Here is a 22,001-nt window from a genome sequence, read left to right on the forward strand (position 1 = left end):
TAACGATGCTCCAGCAATTTATTAAAAGACCCCGCTTTGCGGTTGTCATCGCGCTGGTGACGGCGCTGATCGGTGCCGTCGCTCTGAAGGTCATTCCGGTTGAGCAATATCCGGATATCACGCCACCCGTGGTGTCAGTCAGTGCTATTTATCCCGGTGCGAGTGCACGGGACGTAGCGGAATCCGTTGCCGCGCCGATTGAGGCGCAGGTTAACGGTGTCAGTAACATGCTGTATATGTCGTCGAACAGCGGCAATAACGGCAGCTACACGCTGACTATTACGTTCGCCAGCGGTACGGATCCGGATACGGCGGCTGTTGAAGTACAAAACCGTATTTCACAGGTCAGCTCACGTCTTCCGCCGGAAGTGCTGAGCACGGGCGTGTCGGTGCGCAAACAGGCGTCTAATATTCTGATGGGCATCAGCCTCCTTTCACCGGAAAATACCCATGACATGCTGTTTATCAGTAACTTTGCCAGCATTCAGTTGCGTGATGCGCTGGCGCGTGTGGATGGTGTGGGTGATGTCCGGGTTTTCGGTTCCCGTGACTACAGCATGCGTATCTGGCTGGACCCGCGCAAAATGGAAGCGCTGGATGTCAGCAGTATGGAAATCAGTGCCGCTATTCAGAATCAGAATGTGCAGGCGGCGGCCGGGCAGATTGGCGCGTCACCGAGTCCGTCAATGCAGCAGCAAACCCTGACCATCAGCGGCGCGGGGCGTCTGAGTTCGCCGGAAGAGTTCGGCAATATTATTGTGCGTAAAAATGCTCATGGCGGTACGGTGCGTTTGCGCGATGTCGCGCGTATTGAACTGGGTGCGCAGGATTATCAGGTGAATGCGACACTGAATCAGACGCCGTCTGCCTTCCTGTCAGTCTATCCCGCACCGGGGGCAAATGCGCTGAATGTGGCGAATGCTGTGCGGGAGGAAATGTCGCGTCAGGCACGCAATTTCCCGGATGATCTCACCTATGAAATCAAATTCGACTCGACTCGTTTTGTCAGTGCTACACTTGATGAGATTGCCGTTTCACTGGTACTGACCTTCGTCGTCGTCCTGTCGATTGTTTATCTGTTCCTGCAAAGTATGCGGGCGACATTCATCGTCGCACTGACCATTCCGGTGTCTTTACTGGGGACGTTTGCCGTGCTTTATGCCTTTGGCTATTCCGCCAATACCCTCAGCTTGTTTGCCATTATTTTGGCGCTGACAGTAGTGGTCGATGACGCCATCGTGGTGGTGGAAAACGTTGAGCGCCTGATGATGGAGGATCCGTCGCTCGGGCGTGTGGCCGCAACCCGCAAGGCTCTGAAGCAAATTGCCGGGCCGGTCATCGCCACTACTGTGGTTCTGCTGGCGGTATTTGTGCCCATTGCGGTTCTGCCGGGTATTACCGGTGCGCTGTATCGTCAGTTTGCTGTCACTCTGTCGGCGGCCGTTGTTCTTTCAAGTATCAACGCGCTGACCCTGACCCCTGCGCTGTGCGCAACCCTTCTCAAGCCGCGACCTGCGAAGCCGGCCCGTGTTTTCCACTGGTTTAATCAGGGGCTGGACGCTGTTCGCGATGTCTATGTGAAAGCCGCACGGGGCATCAGTAAAAGTGCGTTCACCAGCGTTGTAACGGTTCTGGTGATCGGCGGAGCCTGTGTATGGGGCTACAGCAGTTTGCCAAAATCCTTCCTGCCGGATGAAGATCAGGGCTACTTCTTCGTGAATGTGCAGTTACCCGACGGGGCGTCATTAAACCGCACCGATGCCGTGCTCGGGCAGATGCAGCAGATTATGCAAAAAGACCCGGCGGTCGAGGATGTGATCGCCATCAGTGGCTTCAGCCTGCTGAGTGGCGGGAGTTCGCCAAACGCCGCCTTTGGTATCGTGTTGCTCAAGCCGTGGGGCGATCGCGACAGTGTGGATCAGGTGATTGGTCGCCTGCAACCGGCGATGGCGGGCATTCCCTCTGCAATGATTATGGCAATAAATCCGCCTGCGATTTCCGGATTAGGTACGGCCTCAGGGCTGGATTTACGTTTGCAGGCGTTACAGGGGCAATCGCCACAGGAACTGGCTGTCACCGGACAGGCGCTGATCCAGACCGCTAACCAGGATCCTAATCTGAGCCGTGTGTTTACTACCTTCAGTGCCTCCGTGCCGGAAATCGCCCTGAGTGTGGATCGTGACCGTGCGGCGCTGTTACAGGTACCGGTCAGCCGTATTTTCGGTACGTTGCAGACATCACTTGGTGGCGTGAACGTCAGCGATTTCATCATCAATAACCGCCTGTTTAATGTGCAGATGCAAAACGAAATGGAAGATCGCCAGCGCGCAGACCAGATATCCACACTCACGGTACGCAGCGACAACGGCTCACTGGTCAGTCTTGCGAAGATGGTTGAAATGACACCGTCGCTGGGTGCACCGTTTATCACGCAATATAATCAGTTCCCTTCACTGGCTATCAGCGGCTCGGCGGCACCCGGCATCAGTTCCGGTGAGGCGATGGCGCAGATGGAACATATCCTGAGCGAGAAGCTGCCTGCGGGTTACGGCTATGAATGGACCGGCATGTCATTGCAGGAAATTCAGGCTGGTGGCCAGGCCATCCTTATCTATGCCGCGGCACTGCTGTTTGCGTATCTGTTTCTGGTGGCGCAATACGAAAGCTGGAGCATTCCTCTTGTTGTGATGATTTCTGTGATTTTCGCGGTGTTTGGTGCAATCGGCGGCCTGCACATGGCGGGGCTGAGCAACGACGTATATGCTCAGATTGGTATGGTCTTGTTAATCGGCCTCGCGGCGAAAAATGCCATTCTGATTGTTGAATTCTCAAAAGCCAGAAGAGAAGAGGGGGCATCTGTCAGCGAAGCGGCGCAGGACGGCGCGAAACAGCGTTTCCGTGCGGTAATGATGACGGCAATCTCGTTCATTCTCGGGGTGTTACCGCTGGTCATGGCATCCGGTGCAGGTGCCATGAGTCGGCATATCATCGGCGTTACGGTGTTCAGTGGTATGTTGCTATCCACGACGGTGGGGATCCTGTTTATTCCGGCGCTGTATCTGCATATCCAGCGTCTGCGTGAGTGGGTGAAATCTCGCTAAGGATCCGGCCAGCTTCAGGAGAGAAAGGCTTGCGTAAAACGATCGTGACAACTCAGGGTCTGAAAATTGTTGTAATGATGGCGATGCTGGTAGTGATCTTCGCGGGGATTAAATCTGCTGCAGATATCATCGTGCCCTTTATTCTGGCGCTGTTTCTGGCTTTCGTATTGAATCCGCTGATTGTCTTACTGGAAAAATGGCGGGTGCCCCGGGCACTCGCTGTTTTGCTGGTGGCAACGCTGGTGATTTGCATGATGGTTTTTCTGACCACCAAACTGCTGGTGACGCTCAATGAATTTGCCCGCACATTGCCACAATATCGCGGACTTATTGTCGACAAACTCAGTGATATTGAGGCCTGGTTTCCGCAAAGCGAACTGACGTTATCTCCCGAGCAACTGGCCAGTTACATCGATCCGGCGGCGACGCTGAATATGGTCAGTAAGTTAATCAGCTATTTGTCCAACGCCATGGCCGGTCTGTTCTTACTGCTGATGACCGTGGCATTCATGCTGCTTGAAGTCCCGCAACTGCCCTACAAAGTGGAGCAGATGTCAGAGGACCCGGGCAAAGGAATGGCTAATATTCAGCGTGCCCTGGACAGCGTGACACGCTATCTGGTGATCAAAACGCTGATAAGTGTGGTGACGGGGCTGGCAGTTTGGGCCTTGCTGGCAGTTACCGGCATCCGTTTTGCGTTCCTGTGGGGGATGCTGGCTTTCGCCCTGAATTACATTCCCAATATTGGTTCTTTTATCGCGGCTATTCCGCCGATCATTCAGGCATTTTTGTTTAACGGTTTCAGTGAAGGGCTGATCCTGGCAGGGGGCTATATCCTCATCAATCTGATTTTCGGCAGCATTATTGATCCGAAAATTCTGGGGCGCGGATTGGGGTTATCGACGCTTGTGGTCTTTATGTCGCTGATATTCTGGGGATGGCTGATGGGGCCGGTCGGCATGTTGCTTTCGGTGCCGCTGACGATTGTGCTCAAAATAGCCCTTGAACCTACGGCGGCAGGCCACAAAATTGCCGTGCTTCTGGGCGATGGTCCGCCAGAACATAAAAGTTAGCTTTTCTCTTCAAAATGATGAGCAAACATTTCAATTTTTTTATGCATTAAGCGAATCACTGAAAGCAGGATGTTTGTGATTTTTGTGGGAGTCGCGTGACGAGAAATTATGCTTGTCATTGGTGAGGCTGCTAACATTAAGGCCATCGTCGGCTTCTGTCGTCATAGTGCAACCTGGCGAGAGAGAAGGGATAAAAACAAGATATTTAAAAAGATGGGTGAAGAATACCATGATATAAAATGCCCTGAATTATCAGGGCATTTAGGATTTTTGCAGGTTTAGCTATAAGTTTTGTAAATCATCTGCAAGTCGTCTTTAATTTGTCGGCTGATTGGCGTCGCAGAAATATCATCAATGGGCCAGAATAAATACTTAATCAGGTTGTAAATGAAACAAAATTCCAGCCGGTTACGGACTTTGATTTTCTGCGCCAGATGTCGTTTATGGACATATACCGTACGGCTGCTGATGTTTAATTTTCTGGCAATGCGGTAGTTCGGCATCTCAGACATCCAGTAGCTCATTACCAGAATTTCCTGATCGCTAAGTAACATTTTTGGCAAACCGAAGTTATTTATCGGCATAAATGCTTCGGGATCTGCTGCAATCTGCTGCAAGAGGGAGGTGAGTGCCTGCTTGTTGAGAATAGAGACTTCGCGGGTAACGGCAATCGGTGTTTCAGAATCCGGGTAACTGGCGTCAACGTAGCAGTATATTCGGGCGCTTTGACGAAATTCAAAAAACGCTTTTAATTCCTCAGATACTTCTGCGTTATGGCAATGGTTTGTCATATTCACAAGAATAATATCAGGTTGAAATTCAGGAATTAGATTGAGGGAGTGAGAAATATTCACAGTGTCGATAATATCGAGGCTGTTATTTTCAATAAGATAAGAGAAAATTCCTAAACGCGTAAAACCACAGGGTTCAATTATACAAATTTTCATACCACGTCCTTGTCATGCGTAACATTACGCGCCGAAACCACTCCTGTGATTTCTGTATCCAGCATAGATTCTTTTCTATAATGCTGTCAATTCGTAAATTCCAGTCTATTGATCTTGTTCAAACTGGAATTGAAAAATCGTATCGTTAATAAAATGATAACCCTCGATAAATATTCACGAGGGTTGAAATTATTTTACGTTAATTGAACCGCGTAAGAGAAAAGGGGGTGAGATCAAAAGGAATAGGATGATTGTTACCGAAGTGAGTAACTATTTCCCCTAATACGCTGGCGAATTTAAAACCGTGACCACTTAATCCCGAAATCACTAAGGTATTTTCTCTGTCCGGCAGGGTATCAATAATGAAATCTTCATCAGTCGTCATGTCATAAGTGCATGACGCACCACGCAAACTGACACCTACACCCGGCAGGAAATGGCGGAAGAAATTGAAGGACTCTGTGCCATCCTGACTGACGCTGCCATAAGGTTTACGCTGCTCGGGTTCCGTTATCCATTGGCCACCGTTATGCTTACCTAACTTAAGTTCATCCTTCACTGAGGGGAATCCGTAGTACTGATCGCCCTGCAGAGTTTCGAGCGTAAAGGCTGGAAAATGGTTTTCTTCACTGTAGCGGCCATCTGCATGGAACCAGGCAAACACCTTACGCAGAGGTTTCACGGGTAATTCCGGGAGGATTTTCGTGACCCAGGTTCCCGCCGTTACTACCAGTTTGGCCCCGCGGTAGACTCCGTCAATCGTTGAGACTTCAATGCCATCATCCAGCCAGTTAATACTTTCAACGGGACAGTTGAATAATTGCGCACAGCCTGCTTCCCGTGCGAGACGAATGTATGCCGCAACCGCCATTTCACTTTGCAGAAAACCCGAGTTGGGTTCGTATACACCGCAATAGCCGTCCTGCAGCGTGAACAGAGGCCACTTTTCACGAATTTCAGCCGCACTGAGGGATTGTATGACGAGGTTGTAGGTTTCTGCGCTGTTCTTAACGTTACCGATAAATTCAGAGTTTTCAGGACCAATATTCAGGACGCCGCTACGATGGAAAATCTTATCGCTGCTCAGTTCTGCCAGCTCATCCCAAAGCGTTTGAGCTCTCAGCAGCATTGGCACATAACGGGAACCTTCGCCGTAAGCGTGGCGGATAAGGCGTGTTTCGCCATGGTGACTGCCCGCCTGATGGGGTGGCATTGCGCTATCTATCATCAGCACTTTCAAGCCGGAACGGGTGGCGTAGTAGCCTGCGGCTGAACCGACCGAACCGCTGCCTACGATAATGAGATCGTAATCCATAATTCAAACGTTCCTGTGGTGAGAATTTTTAACAAACTGGCTACTGGCATGATAGAGAGTTTAAGGCGAAGATGGCAAGCAGCGCGGAGGCAAAGAAAAAGGCACCAGGATAAATCGCTGGTGCCTCAGACTGGCAGGTAAAGATTAGTGTTTTCGGTGATCACTGTATTCGTACTCGTTAGATTCTATCTTTTCGATGCCGGCTTCAAGAATGTTAATGAGTTGCCGTGCAACGTCGGTAGTTAACCACAAGGTTCTGTCTACCTGAGCATCCTCGGGTGTCTGGTCTTTTGAAGACAGGTAATGAAGGCGTATCATCATGGCATCATAAGAGTCGACGGTACTGATATCCCAACCAACAAGCGGGTGTGTCTGAATAACTTCATCATTTCTGTCCATATAGACCCCTTATATTGTAGTGACTGACGTGAGTGACTATCTGAGGATCAAGGCGGCTCATTATCATGTGAGCAATTTCAGTATAAACAGATAAACCGATTTATGGAGTGATTTAAGCGTATTAAATTGTAAATAATTTGTGTTGATTATTTATTCAGCGGAATAATCTGAGATTAACTTAAATTTTATTTTTCAGAAGAGTCTGTTTTATGCAGTAAAAAAGAATAAAAAACCGGACTGCGACGCCCGGTGAAATACACCAATAGCCTTGCGGCGTGGTTTTAATAAACCTGATTATTATAGATAGGGAGTAAAAAGTGAATGGCTTTTCAGGGATTTCATCGGGTTACTCATCGTTCTGATTTGAGAACCAGTCATCAGCGCTTTCCCAGGTTTCCTGAAGAATTTCCTCGATAAGGTCACGGTCAGTTTTTGCGCCACCCAAAACGGACAGGCTATTTGCCCCCGCATAGCGGACCTGAATTTTATTTTCGCGGTCAGAAAACAGTTTGTTAATTCTTTTACTCAATTCACCTGATAACGCGTCCAGCGCGCCAGCAGGCAGAGGCTTGGTTTTATCGATTGTGACTTCAACACGCATAGGACCTCCTGAATAGATTTGACTGTATATTTATACAGTCAAATCATGATCAGTGCAATACACGCTTGTGAGAATTTGTATTTAGTTCGACGTCACTTTCCAGTTCAGTGTCTGACCTGCGAGGAATGGCACAACAGATTCATTGCCCAACGCAATTTCTTCCGGCTGCGTCACCGGTATACGAGACATTTCGATGAAGTCTTCATTGAGCGGCAGGCCATAGAAACGCGGGCCGTTAAGGGAGCAAAACGCCTCAAAGTGTTGCAGTGCATTCATTTCTTCAAAGACGGTCGCATAAGCCGATAACGCCAGTGGGGCATTGAAGCAACCTGCACATCCGCAGCTCGATTCTTTACGGTCTTTGGTGTGCGGCGCAGAGTCGGTACCGAGGAAGAAGCGATCCGCGCCGCTGGCGATGACCTCACGCAATGCTTCCTGATGAACGTTGCGTTTGAGAATGGGGAGACAGAACAGGTGAGGGCGCACGCCGCCAACCAGCATGTGATTGCGGTTGAACATCAGATGCTGCGGCGTAATGGTTGCACCCAGATACTGATTGCCGGAAAGAACATACTGCGCGGCTTCTTTGGTGGTGATGTGCTCGAAGACAATTTTCAATTCAGGGAACTGACGACGCACCGGATCCATCACTTCATCAATGAAACGGGCTTCACGATCAAAAATATCGACATGGTTGTGAGTGACTTCACCGTGGATCAGCAAAGGCATACCGATTTTCTGCATACGTTCCAAAACAGGGTAAATCATTTTGGTATCAGAAACGCCATGCTGGGAATTTGTTGTCGCGTTCGCCGGATACAGTTTTGCTGCTGTGAACACGCCTTGCTCGAAACCGCGGGCAATTTCTTCCGGATCCAGAGAATCGGTCAGATAGCAGGTCATCAGAGGGGTAAAATTATGTCCGACAGGCAACGCGGCCATAATCCGTTCACGATATGCTATCGCAGCCGCCACGGTGGTTACGGGAGGACTCAGGTTTGGCATGACAATCGCACGACCAAATACTTCACTGGTGAAAGGTAACACCGTGCTGAGCATTTGGTCGTCACGAAGGTGAATATGCCAGTCATCTGGACGGCGGATTTTCAAAACTTGCGGTGTTGCGGTCATCAGGCAAAACTCCGGCATTGAGAGACAAGATATTGGGATCAGGTGCGGTAATGGGAGCATTAACGGCGGGGAACAAGAATAAGCGTAAAAGCGATGTGTTGCATCTGTTAAATAAAGTTCGTATTGAAATCAATGTGTCGAAAGGTTCATAGTGGGGACAGATTTTAGTCAGAGTGCTTACCGGTTCGCCGCTAAGCATGACCAAAAAAACAGGAGAACCATTATGGAAATCAGAGTTGTTGCCACTATTGTCGCTAAAAAAGAGTTTACGGCAAAAGTGACAGAAGCGTTGCTTGACGTAATTGAACCAAGCCGACAGGAAGTAGGGTGCCTGCAATATGAGTTGCATCAGGATCTCGATACAGAAGGGACTTTTGTTTTCTACGAGCGATGGGCCTCTGAAGAAGCGCTGAATCAGCACAACAAAACTGAACATTTCCAGCATTTTGCAAAAAGCCTGGAAGGCAAACTGGAGGAACTCACGATTCGCCGGTTGAAAAGTCTGGCCTGATGAGATTGAATCTTCAACAGTTTCTATAAAAAAACCCGCCGAGGCGGGTTTTTTTAGACTGAGTGGTCAGCGATTACTCGGCTGGCATCTCAGGTTTGGTGGCCGGGGCTGTTGCAGTGGTGGCTGCCGCATGGCCGCCTGCAGAGCCTTTACCCTCAAAGTTGAACTCAGGACGAATCCAGTCACTGTGACGAGGTGGCTCTGGCACATAGGCAGGTGCTGGTGCCTTCGTCATTGGCGCGGTTGCGAGGTGCTTGAAGCGAGGTGCAACAACCGCAGCTTCAGTACCTGCCGGAGCGGCTGCGACTGGCGCAGTTTCCACAGCAGGTTTAACTTCAGCAACAACAGGTTCAGCTTTCACTTCGGGTTCGGCGACTGGCGCAGGTGCCTGAACTTCAGATGCAGCGAGAACATCTGTGGGTTCAACGATCGCAGGCTCGAGCGCTTCTGGCGCAACATCAACCACAGCTGTTTCTGCAACAGGTTCAGCTGTTGCCGGTTCAACCAGCACTGGCTCGTTGGCTACAGGCTGTGCAACGTCTGCTGCTGCTGTTTCGGCTGGCACCTCTTGTGGTGCAGCGTCAACAACATCATTGACAGGCTCTGCGACTGGCTGTTGCGTAACTTCAGTGATGTCAGATATGACCGGCGTATTCGCCTGTGCAATCTCGACCTGCTCAGTCAGCACTTCAGGAGTTTCTGTTTCAGTAACCTGTTGTTCAGAGGACTGAGCAACCGGATAAGTGACCCAGACTTTACCCGAAGCCATTTCCGGAGAAACGAACGCACCTGCAAGTGGCATTGGTGACTGGGTCGGATAACGCTCATCACGATAACGACGACGACGTTGGCCGCTTACACGCAGGTGGCGTGGAGAACGACGTGAACGACGTGGCATGCCATTTTCACGGGCGTTGTCATTCTGATTATCTTCGTTATCAGCAACGTTTGCGGTTTCAGCATCAGAAGGTTCCTGCTCAGCAATCGCTGGCGCCGCAGGGCGGGTGCCGGTGATCAATAACTGAGCTGCAGCTTCTTCTTCATGATCTACTTCTGCTTCAGATTCGAAACGGATTTTATGCGATAACTGACGACGCTGACGGCGCTGAGTTGGCTGACGATCTTCCTGCTCAGTTTCATCGGTAACCACCGGAGCAGCAACTTGTTCGACAACTGCGACATCCTGAACTTTCTCTTCAGTTTGTGGTTTACGCTTGTCTTCAGAACGGCGACGCGAACGTTCACGGCGAGGCTGTTGCTGCTGTTCTTCACGAGCAACAGTTTCAACTTCTTCGCTACGGGTTTCGGTAACAACCTGTTCCTGATTACGGCGGCCACGGCGCTGCTGATCATCACGCTGTTCGCGATTATTTTCGCGGGTATCACGGTTTTCACCACGATTATCACGATTGTTGTCACGACCTTCACCACGTTCGCCACGATTACCGCGTTCATTGCGATCGCCACGTTCTCCGTTGCGATCACGACGTCCGCCCAGGCGGCGTTGATTACGGCGTTCGTTGTTACGACGGTTTTCCGTTTCAGTAGCTTCCGGCGTCTCTTGCGGTGCTTCAACAGGTTTAACTTCCTGCTGTGGCTCCGGTGCGAACAAGCTTTTCAACCCACTCAGAAGGCGGCTGACAAACCCTGATTTCTCAGCAACAGGTGTCGCAGGCGCATTAACTGTTGCCGTTCGGGTTTTAACCGGTTCTTCGGTCACTGTTGCCTGCTCAAAGCTGGATGGAGGCGCTTCGCTTTGCAGCGCAAACGCAGCCAGAGCCGGTTGCTCAGGACGACGACGTTCAGTCGGCAACTCTTCTGAAGGTTGCAGCATTTCCGCTTCATGAATCTGTGGCAGCAAATAGCTCAGTGCAGAAATTTCTTCGCCTTTACGAACGCGAAGAACATGGTAGTGCGGAGTTTGCATCTGATCGTTAGGCACGATCACTGCACGCACACCACCCTGACGTTTCTCGATGGCATTCACCGATTCACGTTTTTCGTTCAGCAAGTAAGAAGCGATTGGCACCGGAACGATGGCATGCACTTCTTTAGTATTTTCTTTCAGTGCTTCTTCTTCGATCAAGCGCAGAATCGACAGTGACAGAGATTCGTTGTCACGGACGGTACCAGTACCTGCACAACGCGGGCAGATATGGTGCGTTGATTCACCCAATGACGGGCTGAGGCGCTGACGGGACATTTCCAGCAAACCGAAACGGGAAATGCGACCGATTTGAATACGGGCGCGGTCCTGACGAACGGCATCACGCAGACGGTTTTCTACTTCGCGCTGGTGGCGAACAGGTGTCATGTCGATGAAGTCGATAACAATCAGACCACCGAGGTCACGCAGGCGTAACTGACGGGCAATTTCATCTGCAGCTTCAAGGTTGGTGTTGAATGCGGTTTCTTCGATATCGCCGCCGCGGGTTGCACGCGCGGAGTTGATGTCGATAGCGGTCAGCGCTTCGGTGCTGTCGATAACAATAGAGCCACCGGAAGGCAGACGGACTTCGCGCTGGAAAGCGGATTCAATCTGCGATTCGATTTGGTAATGACTGAACAGCGGAATTTCGCCAACATACGGCTTAATTTTGCTGCTGAAATCAGGACGACCCAGAGCAGCAATATGTTCTTTTGCCAGCTCGAGGACTTTCGGGTTATCGATGAGGATCTCACCGATGTCCGGGCGCAGGTAATCACGAAACGCACGAACGATAACGTTGCTTTCCTGATGGATCAGGAATGGCGCAGGGCGGCCTTCAGCGGCTTTCTTGATCGCATCCCAATGCTTAAGACGGAAAGTCAGGTCCCACTGCAGAGCTTCTGCGGATTTACCGACACCGGCAGTACGCACAATCAGGCCCATGCCATCAGGCAGTTGCAGGGAAGACAAGGCTTCTTTCAGTTCAGTACGGTCATCGCCTTCAATACGGCGGGAAATACCCCCTGCGCGTGGATTGTTTGGCATCAGAACCAGATAACTACCGGCCAGACTGATAAACGTCGTCAGTGCTGCGCCTTTATTTCCACGCTCTTCTTTATCTACCTGAACAATGACTTCCTGGCCTTCGCGCAACACATCTTTGATGTTCGGGCGGCCATGGGAAGAATAATTGCTTGGGAAATATTCGCGGGAAATTTCTTTCAGAGGGAGGAAACCATGTCGTTCCGCGCCGTAATCTACGAATGCTGCTTCCAGACTTGGCTCAATGCGGGTGATTTTACCTTTGTAAATATTCGCTTTTTTCTGCTCATGGCCCGGACTTTCAATATCCAAATCATACAGCCGCTGTCCATCTACGAGGGCAACGCGCAACTCTTCTTGCTGAGTTGCGTTAATCAACATTCTTTTCATCTTAACTTACTCATTATTATTCCATTATTGACAGAGCTGCGGGCAAAATGACCTCATGACCGGATAAACCGTTGGCCCCGAGTCTTCTCGCAAATCGTCAACCTCACGGCTGTCGCTTGCATAGGGGCGCATTATTTCGGTAAGTCTGCTTTTGCTGTATTAAAGACACCAGCGTTGTGAAAGCAGCACTTTTATTAGGGGAATAGCTTCTGAATTTACGTTAACAGATCTCATTCCATTCGCCGGCCAAGCTGCAACCCGCAGCCCGCTAATTGCTTGATTTCACATTACGTCTTACGCCATTGCTGCGTTTTTGTGCGATCAGGCAAATCTATAATTCCTGCGTTTTCCCTAACTTAAGAGAAACAACGCCGAAAGTGACTTCATTATTCCATTGCAGGCACTGTGATAGCAAGGTGACTTTTCCCAAGCAGGTAAGATATTTACCTCAATGAGAGATGCGCCGCATTGTCAGAACCTGAGCTTTCTTAAAAAACAGGGGGAGTGAGAAGGTTTTCCTATGCTGTTACTGGTAAAGTAAAAGTTAAGCACATAAAAATCAGTGGCGCGAACCGTGCCGGATATTTAGAATCGCGAGCCATGAAAACTGAGAATCCAACTGTACAATTAATCCCCATTTCTGACGACGAAGCCGGTCAGCGTATCGACAACTTCTTACTTAAAATCCTTAAGGGCGTGCCGAAGAGCATGATCTATCGCATCGTGCGTAAGGGTGAAGTGCGGGTAAATAAGAAAAGAATTAAGCCGGAATATAAATTAATTGCCGGTGATGAAGTGCGTGTCCCGCCCGTTCGTGTTGCTGAACGTGATGAAGCGCCAGTTTCTGCAAAGCTGGATAAAGTCGCCGCGCTGGCGGATTGCATCTTATATGAAGACGATCATTTGCTGATCCTTAATAAACCTTCCGGCACTGCCGTACACGGCGGCAGTGGTTTAAGTTTCGGCGTGATTGAAGGCCTGCGCGCGCTGCGTCCGGATGCTCGTTTTCTGGAACTGGTTCACCGTCTGGACCGTGATACTTCCGGTGTTTTGCTGGTCGCCAAGAAACGCTCTGCACTACGTTCCTTACATGAGCAACTGCGTGTGAAAAGCATGCAAAAGGATTATCTGGCGCTGGTCCGGGGTGAATGGCCGTCACACTGCAAAGTCGTGCAGGCGCCTTTACTGAAAAATATTCTGCAAAGCGGCGAACGTATTGTCAGGGTTAATGCCGAAGGCAAGCCTTCAGAAACGCGCTTCAAAATTGAAGAACGTTATGAGTTTGCAACTCTGGTTAAAGCCAGCCCGGTGACCGGCAGAACCCATCAGATCCGCGTACACGCATTGCATGCCGGACATCCGATTGCGTTTGATGACCGTTATGGTGAGCGAGATTTCGATGCAAAACTGTCCGGAACTGGCCTCAATCGTTTATTCCTGCATGCGGCGGCGTTGCGTTTTGAGCATCCGAACACGGGGGAGACGATGCGTATTGAAGCACCGATGGATGCTAAACTGCGTAACTGTCTGAAAGTTTTACGGGGTAAAACGACAGCACGTTAAAGCACGAATAGTAAACAGAGGCGCACAGAGTGTGCCTTTTTTATTCCTTTTATAGCAACGGATTGATGCCTTCCTGACGCAACAAGGCGAGCAGGGCAATAAGGGGCAACCCAATCAGCGTGTTCGGGTCGCGTCCTGCCAGACTGTCGAAAAGTGTGATCCCCAGTCCTTCGCATTTAAAGCTCCCGGCACAGTCATAAGGTTGTTCGCGATGCAAATAACCGGTAATTTCTTCATCAGTTAATGACCGGAAGGTCACGTCAAATGTTTCACATAAAGTCTGCGCCGTTTGTGTTTCGCCGTTATACAGGCTCAGACCGGTGTAAAACGTCACTGTCTTGCCACTGGCAGCACGCAACTGGTGGAATGCGTTATCAAACGTGTGCGGCTTGCCGGTTATTTTTCTGTCAATCACGCAGACCTGATCAGAACCGATTATCAGGTGTTCAGGATACAAAGCTGCAAGCACGCTGGCTTTGCTGTAAGCCAGACGCTGCACCAGTTCGGCGGGTTTTTCGTCCCGACCCGGCGTCTCATCAATGGCGGGTGAGGCGCAGGAAAATACCAGGCCGGCTTTATCGAGAAGGGCCTTGCGGTAAACCGATGTTGAAGCCAGAAGTAATTTTTTTTGATGTGCTGACATAATTTTTTTTCACAAAGCGTAGCGTTATTGAATCGCACATTTTAAACTGTCGGCCGCTGCGGAAGCGAATATTGGTGAAAGGTGCGGTTTTAAGGCCTTTTTCTTTGACTCTCTGTCGTTACAAAGTTAATATGCGCGCCCTATGCAAAAAGTAAAATTACCCCTGACCCTTGATGCGGTTCGCACTGCCCAGAAGCGTTTAGACTATACAGGTGTCTATACTGCTGATCAGGTTACGCGTGTTGCCCAATCAGTGGTCAGTGTGGATTCTGATATACAAACCTCTTTGTCGTTTAATATCGACAACCAGCGTCTGGCTGTGATTACCGGCCACTCCGATGTTGCTGTCACTCTGGAATGCCAGAGATGCGGTAAGACGTTTGAACATCAGGTTCACACAACATATTGTTTTAGTCCTGTCCAGAATGATGAACAGGCTGAGGCATTACCGGAAGCGTACGAGCCGATCGAAGTCGATGATTTTGGCGAAGTTGATTTGCTGGCAATGATTGAAGACGAAATTATTCTTTCACTGCCTGTCGTGCCGGTACATGAATCTGAACACTGTGAAGTGTCCGAAGCGGACATGGTATTCGGTAAACTGCCTGAAGAGGCGGAGAAACCAAATCCATTTGCCGTATTAGCGAGTTTAAAGAAAAGTACTTAAGGAGTAAGGTCCATGGCCGTACAACAGAATAAACCAACCCGTTCTAAACGTGGCATGCGTCGTTCACATGATGCTCTGACCACTTCCACTCTGTCTGTGGACAAGACTTCTGGTGAAACTCACCTGCGTCACCACATCACTGCCGACGGTTTCTACCGCGGTCGCAAGGTAATCGGCTGATATTTGTCTGCAACTTATTCACGTGATAAGTGCTGGCAAGGCGATACCTTGACTCGTCTAACCATCGCGTTAGATGTAATGGGCGGAGATTTCGGTCCTTCCGTCACAGTGCCTGCTTCATTGCAGGCACTGATCTCTAATTCTGAATTAGACCTCCTTCTGGTCGGCGATCCCGACGCAATCACACCTTTCTTAGCCAAAGCCGATCCTTCTTTAACAGAACGAATTCGGATAATTCCTGCTGAATCAGTTATAGCCAGCGATTTACGTGCGTCGCAAGCTATACGGGCCAGTAAAGGAAGCTCGATGCGTGTGGCGTTGGAACTGATCAAGAGTGGTGATGCACTGGCGTGTGTCAGTGCCGGGAATACCGGCGCACTGATGGGATTAGCCAAGCTGGTTGTCAAGCCGCTGGATGGTATTGAGCGCCCGGCGTTGATGAGCGTGCTACCTAACCAGCAACGTAGTAAAACTGTGGTGCTGGATCTGGGCGCCAACGTTGAGTGCGACAGCACGATGTTGGTCCAGTTTGCCGTGATGGGGGCTGTGATGGCCGAACAGGTGGTGGGGATCACGAATCCCCGCGTTGCCTTGCTCAATATCGGCGAAGAGGAAAGCAAAGGGCTGGATAATATCCGTGAAGCCGCCGCGATTTTAAAAAATACCGCACTAATCAACTATATCGGTTATCTTGAAGGTAACGACCTTCTGACCGGTAAAACAGATGTGATGGTGTGTGACGGCTTTGTGGGTAACGTTACGCTCAAGACCATGGAAGGTGTAATAAGGATGTTTTTGTCACTGTTAAAATCCTCGGGAGAGGGTGGCAAGAAGGCCTGGTGGTTGAAATGGTTAGGTCGGATTCTGCAGAAAAAATTGCTAAAGCGTTTTAGCCATCTCAATCCCGACCAGTATAATGGCGCATGTTTGTTAGGATTACGGGGCATCGTTATTAAAAGCCACGGCGGAGCAAACCAGCGTGCGTTTGCTGTTGCTATCGAACAGGCTGTGCAGGCGGTGCAGCGGCAAGTCCCTCAGCGGATTGCCGCGCGCCTTGAAGCTGTATTACCCAAGAGTGACTGATCGTACATGTATACAAAGATTCTCGGTACGGGGAGCTATTTGCCCGTGCAAGTTCGGACTAATGCCGACTTAGAAAAAATGGTGGATACCTCCGACGAGTGGATCGTCACCCGTACGGGTATTCGTGAACGTCGTATCGCTACACCGGATGAGACTGTGGCCACAATGGGCCTGCACGCTGCTGAAAAAGCACTTGAAATGGCCAGCGTCAGCGCAAGCGACGTAGGTTTGATCATTGTTGCAACAACCTCATCTTCACATGCATTCCCGAGTTCAGCCTGCCAGGTGCAGAATATGCTCGGCATCAGGGATTGCGCAGCGTTCGATCTGGCGGCGGCATGTGCAGGTTTCACCTATGCGCTGAGCGTTGCCGATCAATACATTAAAAACGGTGCTGTAAAATACGCGCTGGTGATCGGATCTGATGTGCTATCCCGTAAACTCGATCCTGAAGATCGTGGCACGGTGATCCTCTTTGGAGATGGCGCTGGTGCAGTTTTGCTGGGAGCTTCCGAAGAGCAAGGCATCATCTCCACTCACATGCATGCCGATGGTCATTACGGTAATCTGTTGACGTTGGCGTACCCTAGCCAGTCAGAACCAGAAAAACCTGCTTATGTCACTATGGCAGGTAATGAAGTCTTCAAAGTCGCGGTGACTGAGTTGGCGCACATTGTTGATGAAACCCTGACGGCAAATAATCTCGACCGCTCTGCTCTTGACTGGCTGGTGCCACATCAGGCGAACCTGCGTATCATCAGCGCAACAGCGAAAAAGCTGGGCATGGGCATGGATAAAGTCGTTGTTACGCTCGATCGTCATGGCAATACGTCGGCGGCTTCGGTGCCTGCAGCACTTGACGAAGCGGTCCGTGACGGCAGAATTCAGCGCGGGCAATTAGTGTTGCTCGAAGCATTTGGCGGTGGCTTTACCTGGGGCTCGGCGCTGGTACGTTTTTGATTTAACAGGATGATAAAAATGACAAAAATAGCGGTGGTTTTCCCTGGTCAGGGTTCTCAGACACTCGGTATGCTGGCTGATTTAGCCGCTGCGCATCCGGTGGTTGAAGAAACATTTGCCGAGGCTTCTTCGGCACTGGGGTACGATTTATGGCAGTTGGTGCAGCAGGGGCCTGCTGAAGAACTGAATAAAACCTGGCAGACGCAACCGGCATTGCTGGCCGCTTCTGTCGCCATCTGGCGCGTATGGCAGCAACAGAATGGCACTCAGCCTGTTCTGATGGCTGGCCACAGTCTGGGTGAGTATTCCGCTTTGGTTTGTGCTGGTGTACTGGATTTTAAACAGGCGATTTCTCTGGTTGAACTGCGCGGTAAGCTGATGCAGGAAGCCGTTCCGGCCGGAACTGGCGCGATGTATGCGATCATTGGTCTGGATAATGATGCCATTGCCAAAGCTTGTGAAGAATCTGCACAGGGTCAGGTTGTTTCTCCGGTGAACTTTAACTCGCCTGGTCAGGTTGTGATCGCGGGTAACAAAGAAGCCGTAGAACGCGCTGGTGCAGCATGTAAAGAAGCCGGTGCAAAACGTGCTCTGCCTCTGCCTGTGAGCGTGCCTTCACATTGTGCACTGATGAAGCCAGCCGCTGAAAAGATGGCGATTGCGCTCGAAAATGTCACTTTCAGTGCGCCACAGTACTCTGTCGTGAATAACGTTGACGTGAAAGTCGAAACGTCTCCTGAAGCGATCCGCAGTGCGCTGGTACGTCAGTTGTACAGCCCGGTTCGCTGGACTGAGTCTGTCGAATACATCGCTGCACAAGGCGTAGAACAGTTATTAGAAGTGGGACCAGGTAAAGTGCTGACCGGTCTGACCAAACGTATTGTTGACACCCTGACGGCTGCCGCTGTGAATGACACGGCAAGTCTGGCAGCGGCGCTTGAACAGTAATAAGAGGATGAGTATGAGCTTCGAAGGCAAAATTGCACTGGTTACCGGTGCCAGCCGTGGTATTGGCCGCGCAATCGCAGAAAAACTGGTTGCTGGTGGCGCAAAAGTGATCGGCACTGCGACCAGCGAGAAAGGCGCAGAAGCGATCGGCGAATATTTAGGCGAAAATGGCAAAGGTATCATGCTCAATGTGGTTGATTCTGCATCTATTGAGCAAGTATTGGCGACGATTCGAGCTGAATTTGGCGAAATTGATATTTTAGTTAATAATGCCGGCATTACCCGTGATAACCTTCTCATGCGTATGAAGGATGATGAGTGGCAGGATATCCTGGATACGAACCTGACTTCAGTGTTTCGGCTGTCAAAAGCTGTCATGCGGGCTATGATGAAGAAACGGTGTGGACGGATTATTACAATTGGTTCCGTTGTTGGCACCATGGGTAACGCAGGGCAGGCGAATTACGCGGCGGCTAAAGCTGGCTTGATTGGTTTTAGTAAGTCTTTGGCACGTGAGGTCGCTTCACGTGGCATTACTGTCAACGTCGTCGCTCCTGGCTTTATTGAGACGGATATGACAAGGGCGTTGACAGATGATCAACGCGCAGGCATTTTGTCATCAGTTCCAGCCAACCGGTTGGGCGATGCCAAAGAAATTGCCAGCGCCGTTGCTTTTTTAGCCTCTGACGAGGCCAGCTACATCACGGGTGAAACATTACATGTCAATGGCGGCATGTACATGATTTAAAAATTACGAAATTATTTGCGTTTTTTGCGGTAAAAACCGCAAAATAGAGCAAATTCGTGGTTTGAACAGCCTGGATTTAGTTGCATCTTTTTCAACATTTTATACACTACGAAAACCATCGCGAAAGCGAGTTTTGATAGGAAATTTAAGAGTATGAGCACTATCGAAGAACGCGTTAAGAAAATCATCGTTGAACAGCTGGGTGTTAAACAGGAAGAAGTAGTGAATGCTGCATCTTTCGTAGACGACCTTGGCGCTGATTCTCTCGACACCGTTGAGCTGGTTATGGCTCTGGAAGAAGAGTTTGATACCGAGATCCCTGACGAAGAAGCTGAAAAAATCACTACTGTTCAGGCAGCAATTGATTTTATCAACGCTAGCCAACAGTAAGCGTACATGCTTTAAGTTTAGATAGTTAGGCGGTCATTTGACCGCCTAAGTTTTTTTTATCCCACGGTATTACTACTTTTTTCCCTCCCTGGAGGACATACGTGTCTAAGCGTCGAGTTGTAGTGACTGGACTGGGCATGCTGTCTCCTGTCGGCAATACTGTAGAGTCCACTTGGAACGCTCTCCTTGCCGGTCAGAGTGGCATCAGCCTGATCGACCATTTTGATACTAGTGCCTACGCAACGCGTTTTGCTGGCTTAGTAAAAGATTTTAACTGTGAAGACTTCATCCCGCGCAAAGATGCTCGCAAGATGGATGCCTTTATTCAGTATGGTATTACTGCCGGTATTCAGGCGATGCAAGACTCCGGGCTTGAGGTAACTGCTGAGAACGCGCCACGCATTGGTGCGGCGATCGGTTCCGGTATCGGTGGGCTTGGTCTGATTGAAGAAAACCATTCCTCATTGGTTAACGGCGGACCCCGCAAAATTAGTCCTTTCTTCGTTCCATCCACTATCGTCAACATGATTGCAGGTCATTTGAGTATCATGTTCGGGTTGCGTGGGCCGAGTATTTCTATTGCAACAGCCTGTACTTCTGGGGTGCATAATATTGGTCATGCAGCACGTATCATCGCTTATAACGATGCCGACGTGATGCTGGCAGGCGGCGCGGAAAAAGCCAGTACCCCGTTGGGCGTCGGTGGATTCGGTGCAGCACGCGCGCTTTCGACGCGCAATGACAATCCTCAGGCGGCGAGTCGTCCGTGGGATAAAGATCGTGATGGTTTCGTACTGGGTGACGGCGCAGGTATTATGGTGCTGGAAGAGTACGAACATGCCCGTAAACGCGGTGCAAAAATTTATGCTGAAATTGTCGGTTTTGGCATGAGCAGCGATGCTTACCATATGACATCACCGCCGGAAGATGGTGCGGGTGCGGCATTGGCGATGGAGAACGCGCTGCGTGACGCGGGGGTTTCTGCGGCTCAGATTGGCTACATCAACGCACACGGCACCTCGACTGCGGCGGGTGATAAAGCCGAAGCTCAGGCGGTTAAATCCGTCTTTGGTGCCGATGCGCATAAAGTTATGGTCAGCTCGACCAAGTCGATGACCGGCCATCTCTTAGGCGCAGCGGGTGCGGTGGAGTCCATTTTCACCTTGCTGGCATTACGCGACCAGGCGGTTCCGCCGACCATCAATCTGGATAATCCGGATGAAGGTTGTGATCTGGATTTCGTCCCTCACGAAGCGCGCCAGGTTAAAGATATGCAGTATTCCTTGTGCAACTCGTTCGGTTTCGGCGGTACCAATGGTTCGCTGGTATTCCGTAAGATCTGATCCCGCACAAGCTGTGTTTGTGAAGGCCCGTTAATCGGGCCTTTTTGTTGTCTGAATTAAAGTGAAGACTGAATACAACAATGCGTAAACGGGATGCGTGTTCCTGCTGGCAGCGCGTGTCAATACGATAAAGTAAGAATGCTCTCCTTGATGCGACAGACCGGCTCACGCAGGCTCTGCTGTCAGAGAATCGTGACCATAAGCTCCAGAACCGGAGGAAGTAACCATGTGGATTAATGGTGTGGCGGCCGCGATGTTGTCGGCAAGTGACCGTTCAGTGCAGTTTGGCGACGGTTGCTTTACCACAGCCAGGGTGTCAGACGGTGTGATTGTGTTTCTGGCCGGGCATATTCAGCGTCTGCAACGTGCTGCGTCGCAACTGCGGATTGAAGGTGTGGACTGGATGGCTCTGGAACAGGAAATGGTTCTGGCTGCCGGACAGCAGAAAGAGGCAGTGGTTAAAGCCGTCGTGACGCGCGGGCAGGGCGGCCGAGGTTACAGCGCCGCAGGTTGCTCTGCGCCGACGCGTATTGTTTCTGCGTCTGATTATCCGGTGCATTATCACGCGTGGCGGCAAGAGGGCGTGAAACTCGCGCTGAGCCCGGTAACATTGAGTAAGAACCCGTTGCTGGCCGGAATAAAACATCTTAACCGGCTGGAACAGGTAATGATCCGCATGCATCTTGACCAGACAGATGCCAATGAAGCGCTGGTGGTTGACACCTCGGGCTGCCTGGTGGAATGCTGTGCGGCAAATTTATTCTGGCGTAAGGGAAATCAGGTGTTTACTCCGGATTTATCGCAGTCCGGCGTTGATGGCCTTATGCGTCAGCACATCATCCGCGTACTTGAAGCGACATCCCCCTGGGTTGTGAACATCGTCAGTGAATCTGCGGAAACATTATCAGATGCTGACGAAATCCTGATTTGTAACGCCCTGATGCCCGTTCTGCCGGTGAATCAGGTCGATGACAAATATTACATTTCACGGCGTTTGTGCGATTTCCTGCTCCAGAGCTGTTAAGAAAAAGTGATTA

At 50.3% G+C, this 22,001-nt stretch carries 20 protein-coding genes; 13 read left to right on the top strand and 7 right to left on the bottom strand.

Annotation, left to right across the window (positions count from 1 at the left end):
* Window positions 1–5: 5 nt before the first annotated feature.
* Both AACU55_RS17975 and AACU55_RS17980 read left to right on the top strand, forming a co-directional pair.
* Entirely contained in the window at window positions 6–3,101 is a 3,096-nt protein-coding gene (locus AACU55_RS17975) for an efflux RND transporter permease subunit (RefSeq protein ID WP_134705870.1), read from the top strand.
* Between the two features lie 29 nt (window positions 3,102–3,130).
* Window positions 3,131–4,174: an AI-2E family transporter gene (locus tag AACU55_RS17980; RefSeq protein WP_037037317.1), complete on the top strand. Its 1,044-nt coding sequence runs from the start codon at window positions 3,131–3,133 to the stop codon at window positions 4,172–4,174.
* A 278-nt stretch (window positions 4,175–4,452) separates the two neighbouring features.
* On the opposite strand, the gene AACU55_RS17985 is transcribed toward AACU55_RS17980, so the two are convergent.
* The 5 genes from AACU55_RS17985 to pyrC all read right to left on the bottom strand — a co-directional run bounded on the left by AACU55_RS17985 (window position 4,453) and on the right by pyrC (window position 8,567).
* Window positions 4,453–5,121 carry a LuxR C-terminal-related transcriptional regulator gene (locus tag AACU55_RS17985; RefSeq protein WP_013576260.1) on the bottom strand — a complete coding sequence of 223 codons (669 nt, stop codon included), beginning with the start codon at window positions 5,119–5,121 and terminating at the stop codon, window positions 4,453–4,455.
* A gap of 199 nt (window positions 5,122–5,320) precedes the next feature.
* Window positions 5,321–6,436 (bottom strand): N-methyl-L-tryptophan oxidase, encoded by a 1,116-nt coding sequence (solA, locus tag AACU55_RS17990; RefSeq protein ID WP_119261814.1) that lies wholly within the window; start codon window positions 6,434–6,436, stop codon window positions 5,321–5,323.
* A gap of 144 nt (window positions 6,437–6,580) precedes the next feature.
* The gene (bssS, locus tag AACU55_RS17995) at window positions 6,581–6,835 is read right to left on the bottom strand and encodes a biofilm formation regulator BssS (protein WP_013576258.1); all 255 of its coding nucleotides are present in this window, start codon (window positions 6,833–6,835) and stop codon (window positions 6,581–6,583) included.
* Between the two features lie 346 nt (window positions 6,836–7,181).
* On the bottom strand, window positions 7,182–7,436 hold the full coding sequence (gene dinI, locus AACU55_RS18000) for a DNA damage-inducible protein I (protein WP_134705871.1): 255 nt from the start codon (window positions 7,434–7,436) through the stop codon (window positions 7,182–7,184).
* 81 nt (window positions 7,437–7,517) lie between these two features.
* Entirely contained in the window at window positions 7,518–8,567 is a 1,050-nt protein-coding gene (pyrC, locus tag AACU55_RS18005; RefSeq protein WP_037037326.1) for a dihydroorotase, read from the bottom strand.
* Between the two features lie 223 nt (window positions 8,568–8,790).
* Between pyrC and AACU55_RS18010 the strand changes: the two genes are divergently transcribed.
* Window positions 8,791–9,078, top strand: a complete 288-nt coding sequence (locus AACU55_RS18010) for a putative quinol monooxygenase (RefSeq protein WP_013576254.1) — start codon at window positions 8,791–8,793, stop codon at window positions 9,076–9,078.
* Window positions 9,079–9,151: 73 nt separating this feature from the next.
* Here the strand turns inward: AACU55_RS18010 and rne are convergent, their stop codons facing one another.
* A complete protein-coding gene (gene rne, locus AACU55_RS18015; protein WP_134705872.1) occupies window positions 9,152–12,439 on the bottom strand; it encodes a ribonuclease E in 3,288 nt (1,095 codons plus the stop codon).
* A 600-nt stretch (window positions 12,440–13,039) separates the two neighbouring features.
* Between rne and rluC the strand changes: the two genes are divergently transcribed.
* Window positions 13,040–14,002, top strand: a complete 963-nt coding sequence (rluC, locus tag AACU55_RS18020; RefSeq protein WP_013576252.1) for a 23S rRNA pseudouridine(955/2504/2580) synthase RluC — start codon at window positions 13,040–13,042, stop codon at window positions 14,000–14,002.
* Between the two features lie 49 nt (window positions 14,003–14,051).
* On the opposite strand, the gene AACU55_RS18025 is transcribed toward rluC, so the two are convergent.
* Complete coding sequence (locus tag AACU55_RS18025) at window positions 14,052–14,645, bottom strand: Maf family protein (protein ID WP_013576251.1); 594 nt, start codon at window positions 14,643–14,645, stop codon at window positions 14,052–14,054.
* A 142-nt stretch (window positions 14,646–14,787) separates the two neighbouring features.
* Between AACU55_RS18025 and yceD the strand changes: the two genes are divergently transcribed.
* The 9 genes from yceD to pabC all read left to right on the top strand — a co-directional run bounded on the left by yceD (window position 14,788) and on the right by pabC (window position 21,988).
* Window positions 14,788–15,312 (top strand): 23S rRNA accumulation protein YceD, encoded by a 525-nt coding sequence (yceD, locus tag AACU55_RS18030; RefSeq protein WP_013576250.1) that lies wholly within the window; start codon window positions 14,788–14,790, stop codon window positions 15,310–15,312.
* 12 nt (window positions 15,313–15,324) lie between these two features.
* On the top strand, window positions 15,325–15,492 hold the full coding sequence (rpmF, locus tag AACU55_RS18035) for a 50S ribosomal protein L32 (protein ID WP_013576249.1): 168 nt from the start codon (window positions 15,325–15,327) through the stop codon (window positions 15,490–15,492).
* Window positions 15,493–15,540: 48 nt separating this feature from the next.
* Window positions 15,541–16,575 (top strand): phosphate acyltransferase PlsX, encoded by a 1,035-nt coding sequence (gene plsX / locus AACU55_RS18040; protein ID WP_013576248.1) that lies wholly within the window; start codon window positions 15,541–15,543, stop codon window positions 16,573–16,575.
* 6 nt (window positions 16,576–16,581) lie between these two features.
* Complete coding sequence (locus AACU55_RS18045; RefSeq protein WP_134705873.1) at window positions 16,582–17,535, top strand: beta-ketoacyl-ACP synthase III; 954 nt, start codon at window positions 16,582–16,584, stop codon at window positions 17,533–17,535.
* 18 nt (window positions 17,536–17,553) lie between these two features.
* Window positions 17,554–18,483 (top strand): ACP S-malonyltransferase, encoded by a 930-nt coding sequence (gene fabD, locus AACU55_RS18050; RefSeq protein ID WP_037037332.1) that lies wholly within the window; start codon window positions 17,554–17,556, stop codon window positions 18,481–18,483.
* Between the two features lie 13 nt (window positions 18,484–18,496).
* Window positions 18,497–19,231: a 3-oxoacyl-ACP reductase FabG gene (fabG, locus tag AACU55_RS18055; protein WP_013576245.1), complete on the top strand. Its 735-nt coding sequence runs from the start codon at window positions 18,497–18,499 to the stop codon at window positions 19,229–19,231.
* Window positions 19,232–19,384: 153 nt separating this feature from the next.
* Window positions 19,385–19,621: an acyl carrier protein gene (acpP, locus tag AACU55_RS18060; protein WP_015690190.1), complete on the top strand. Its 237-nt coding sequence runs from the start codon at window positions 19,385–19,387 to the stop codon at window positions 19,619–19,621.
* Window positions 19,622–19,722: 101 nt separating this feature from the next.
* Complete coding sequence (gene fabF, locus AACU55_RS18065; RefSeq protein WP_013576244.1) at window positions 19,723–20,964, top strand: beta-ketoacyl-ACP synthase II; 1,242 nt, start codon at window positions 19,723–19,725, stop codon at window positions 20,962–20,964.
* 226 nt (window positions 20,965–21,190) lie between these two features.
* Window positions 21,191–21,988 carry an aminodeoxychorismate lyase gene (gene pabC / locus AACU55_RS18070; RefSeq protein WP_134705874.1) on the top strand — a complete coding sequence of 266 codons (798 nt, stop codon included), beginning with the start codon at window positions 21,191–21,193 and terminating at the stop codon, window positions 21,986–21,988.
* The last annotated feature ends 13 nt before the right edge of the window (window positions 21,989–22,001 follow it).

Origin of the sequence: Rahnella sp. CJA17(1/100), from assembly GCF_963881615.1 — a bacterium.
Taxonomy (GTDB): domain Bacteria; phylum Pseudomonadota; class Gammaproteobacteria; order Enterobacterales; family Enterobacteriaceae; genus Rahnella; species Rahnella aceris.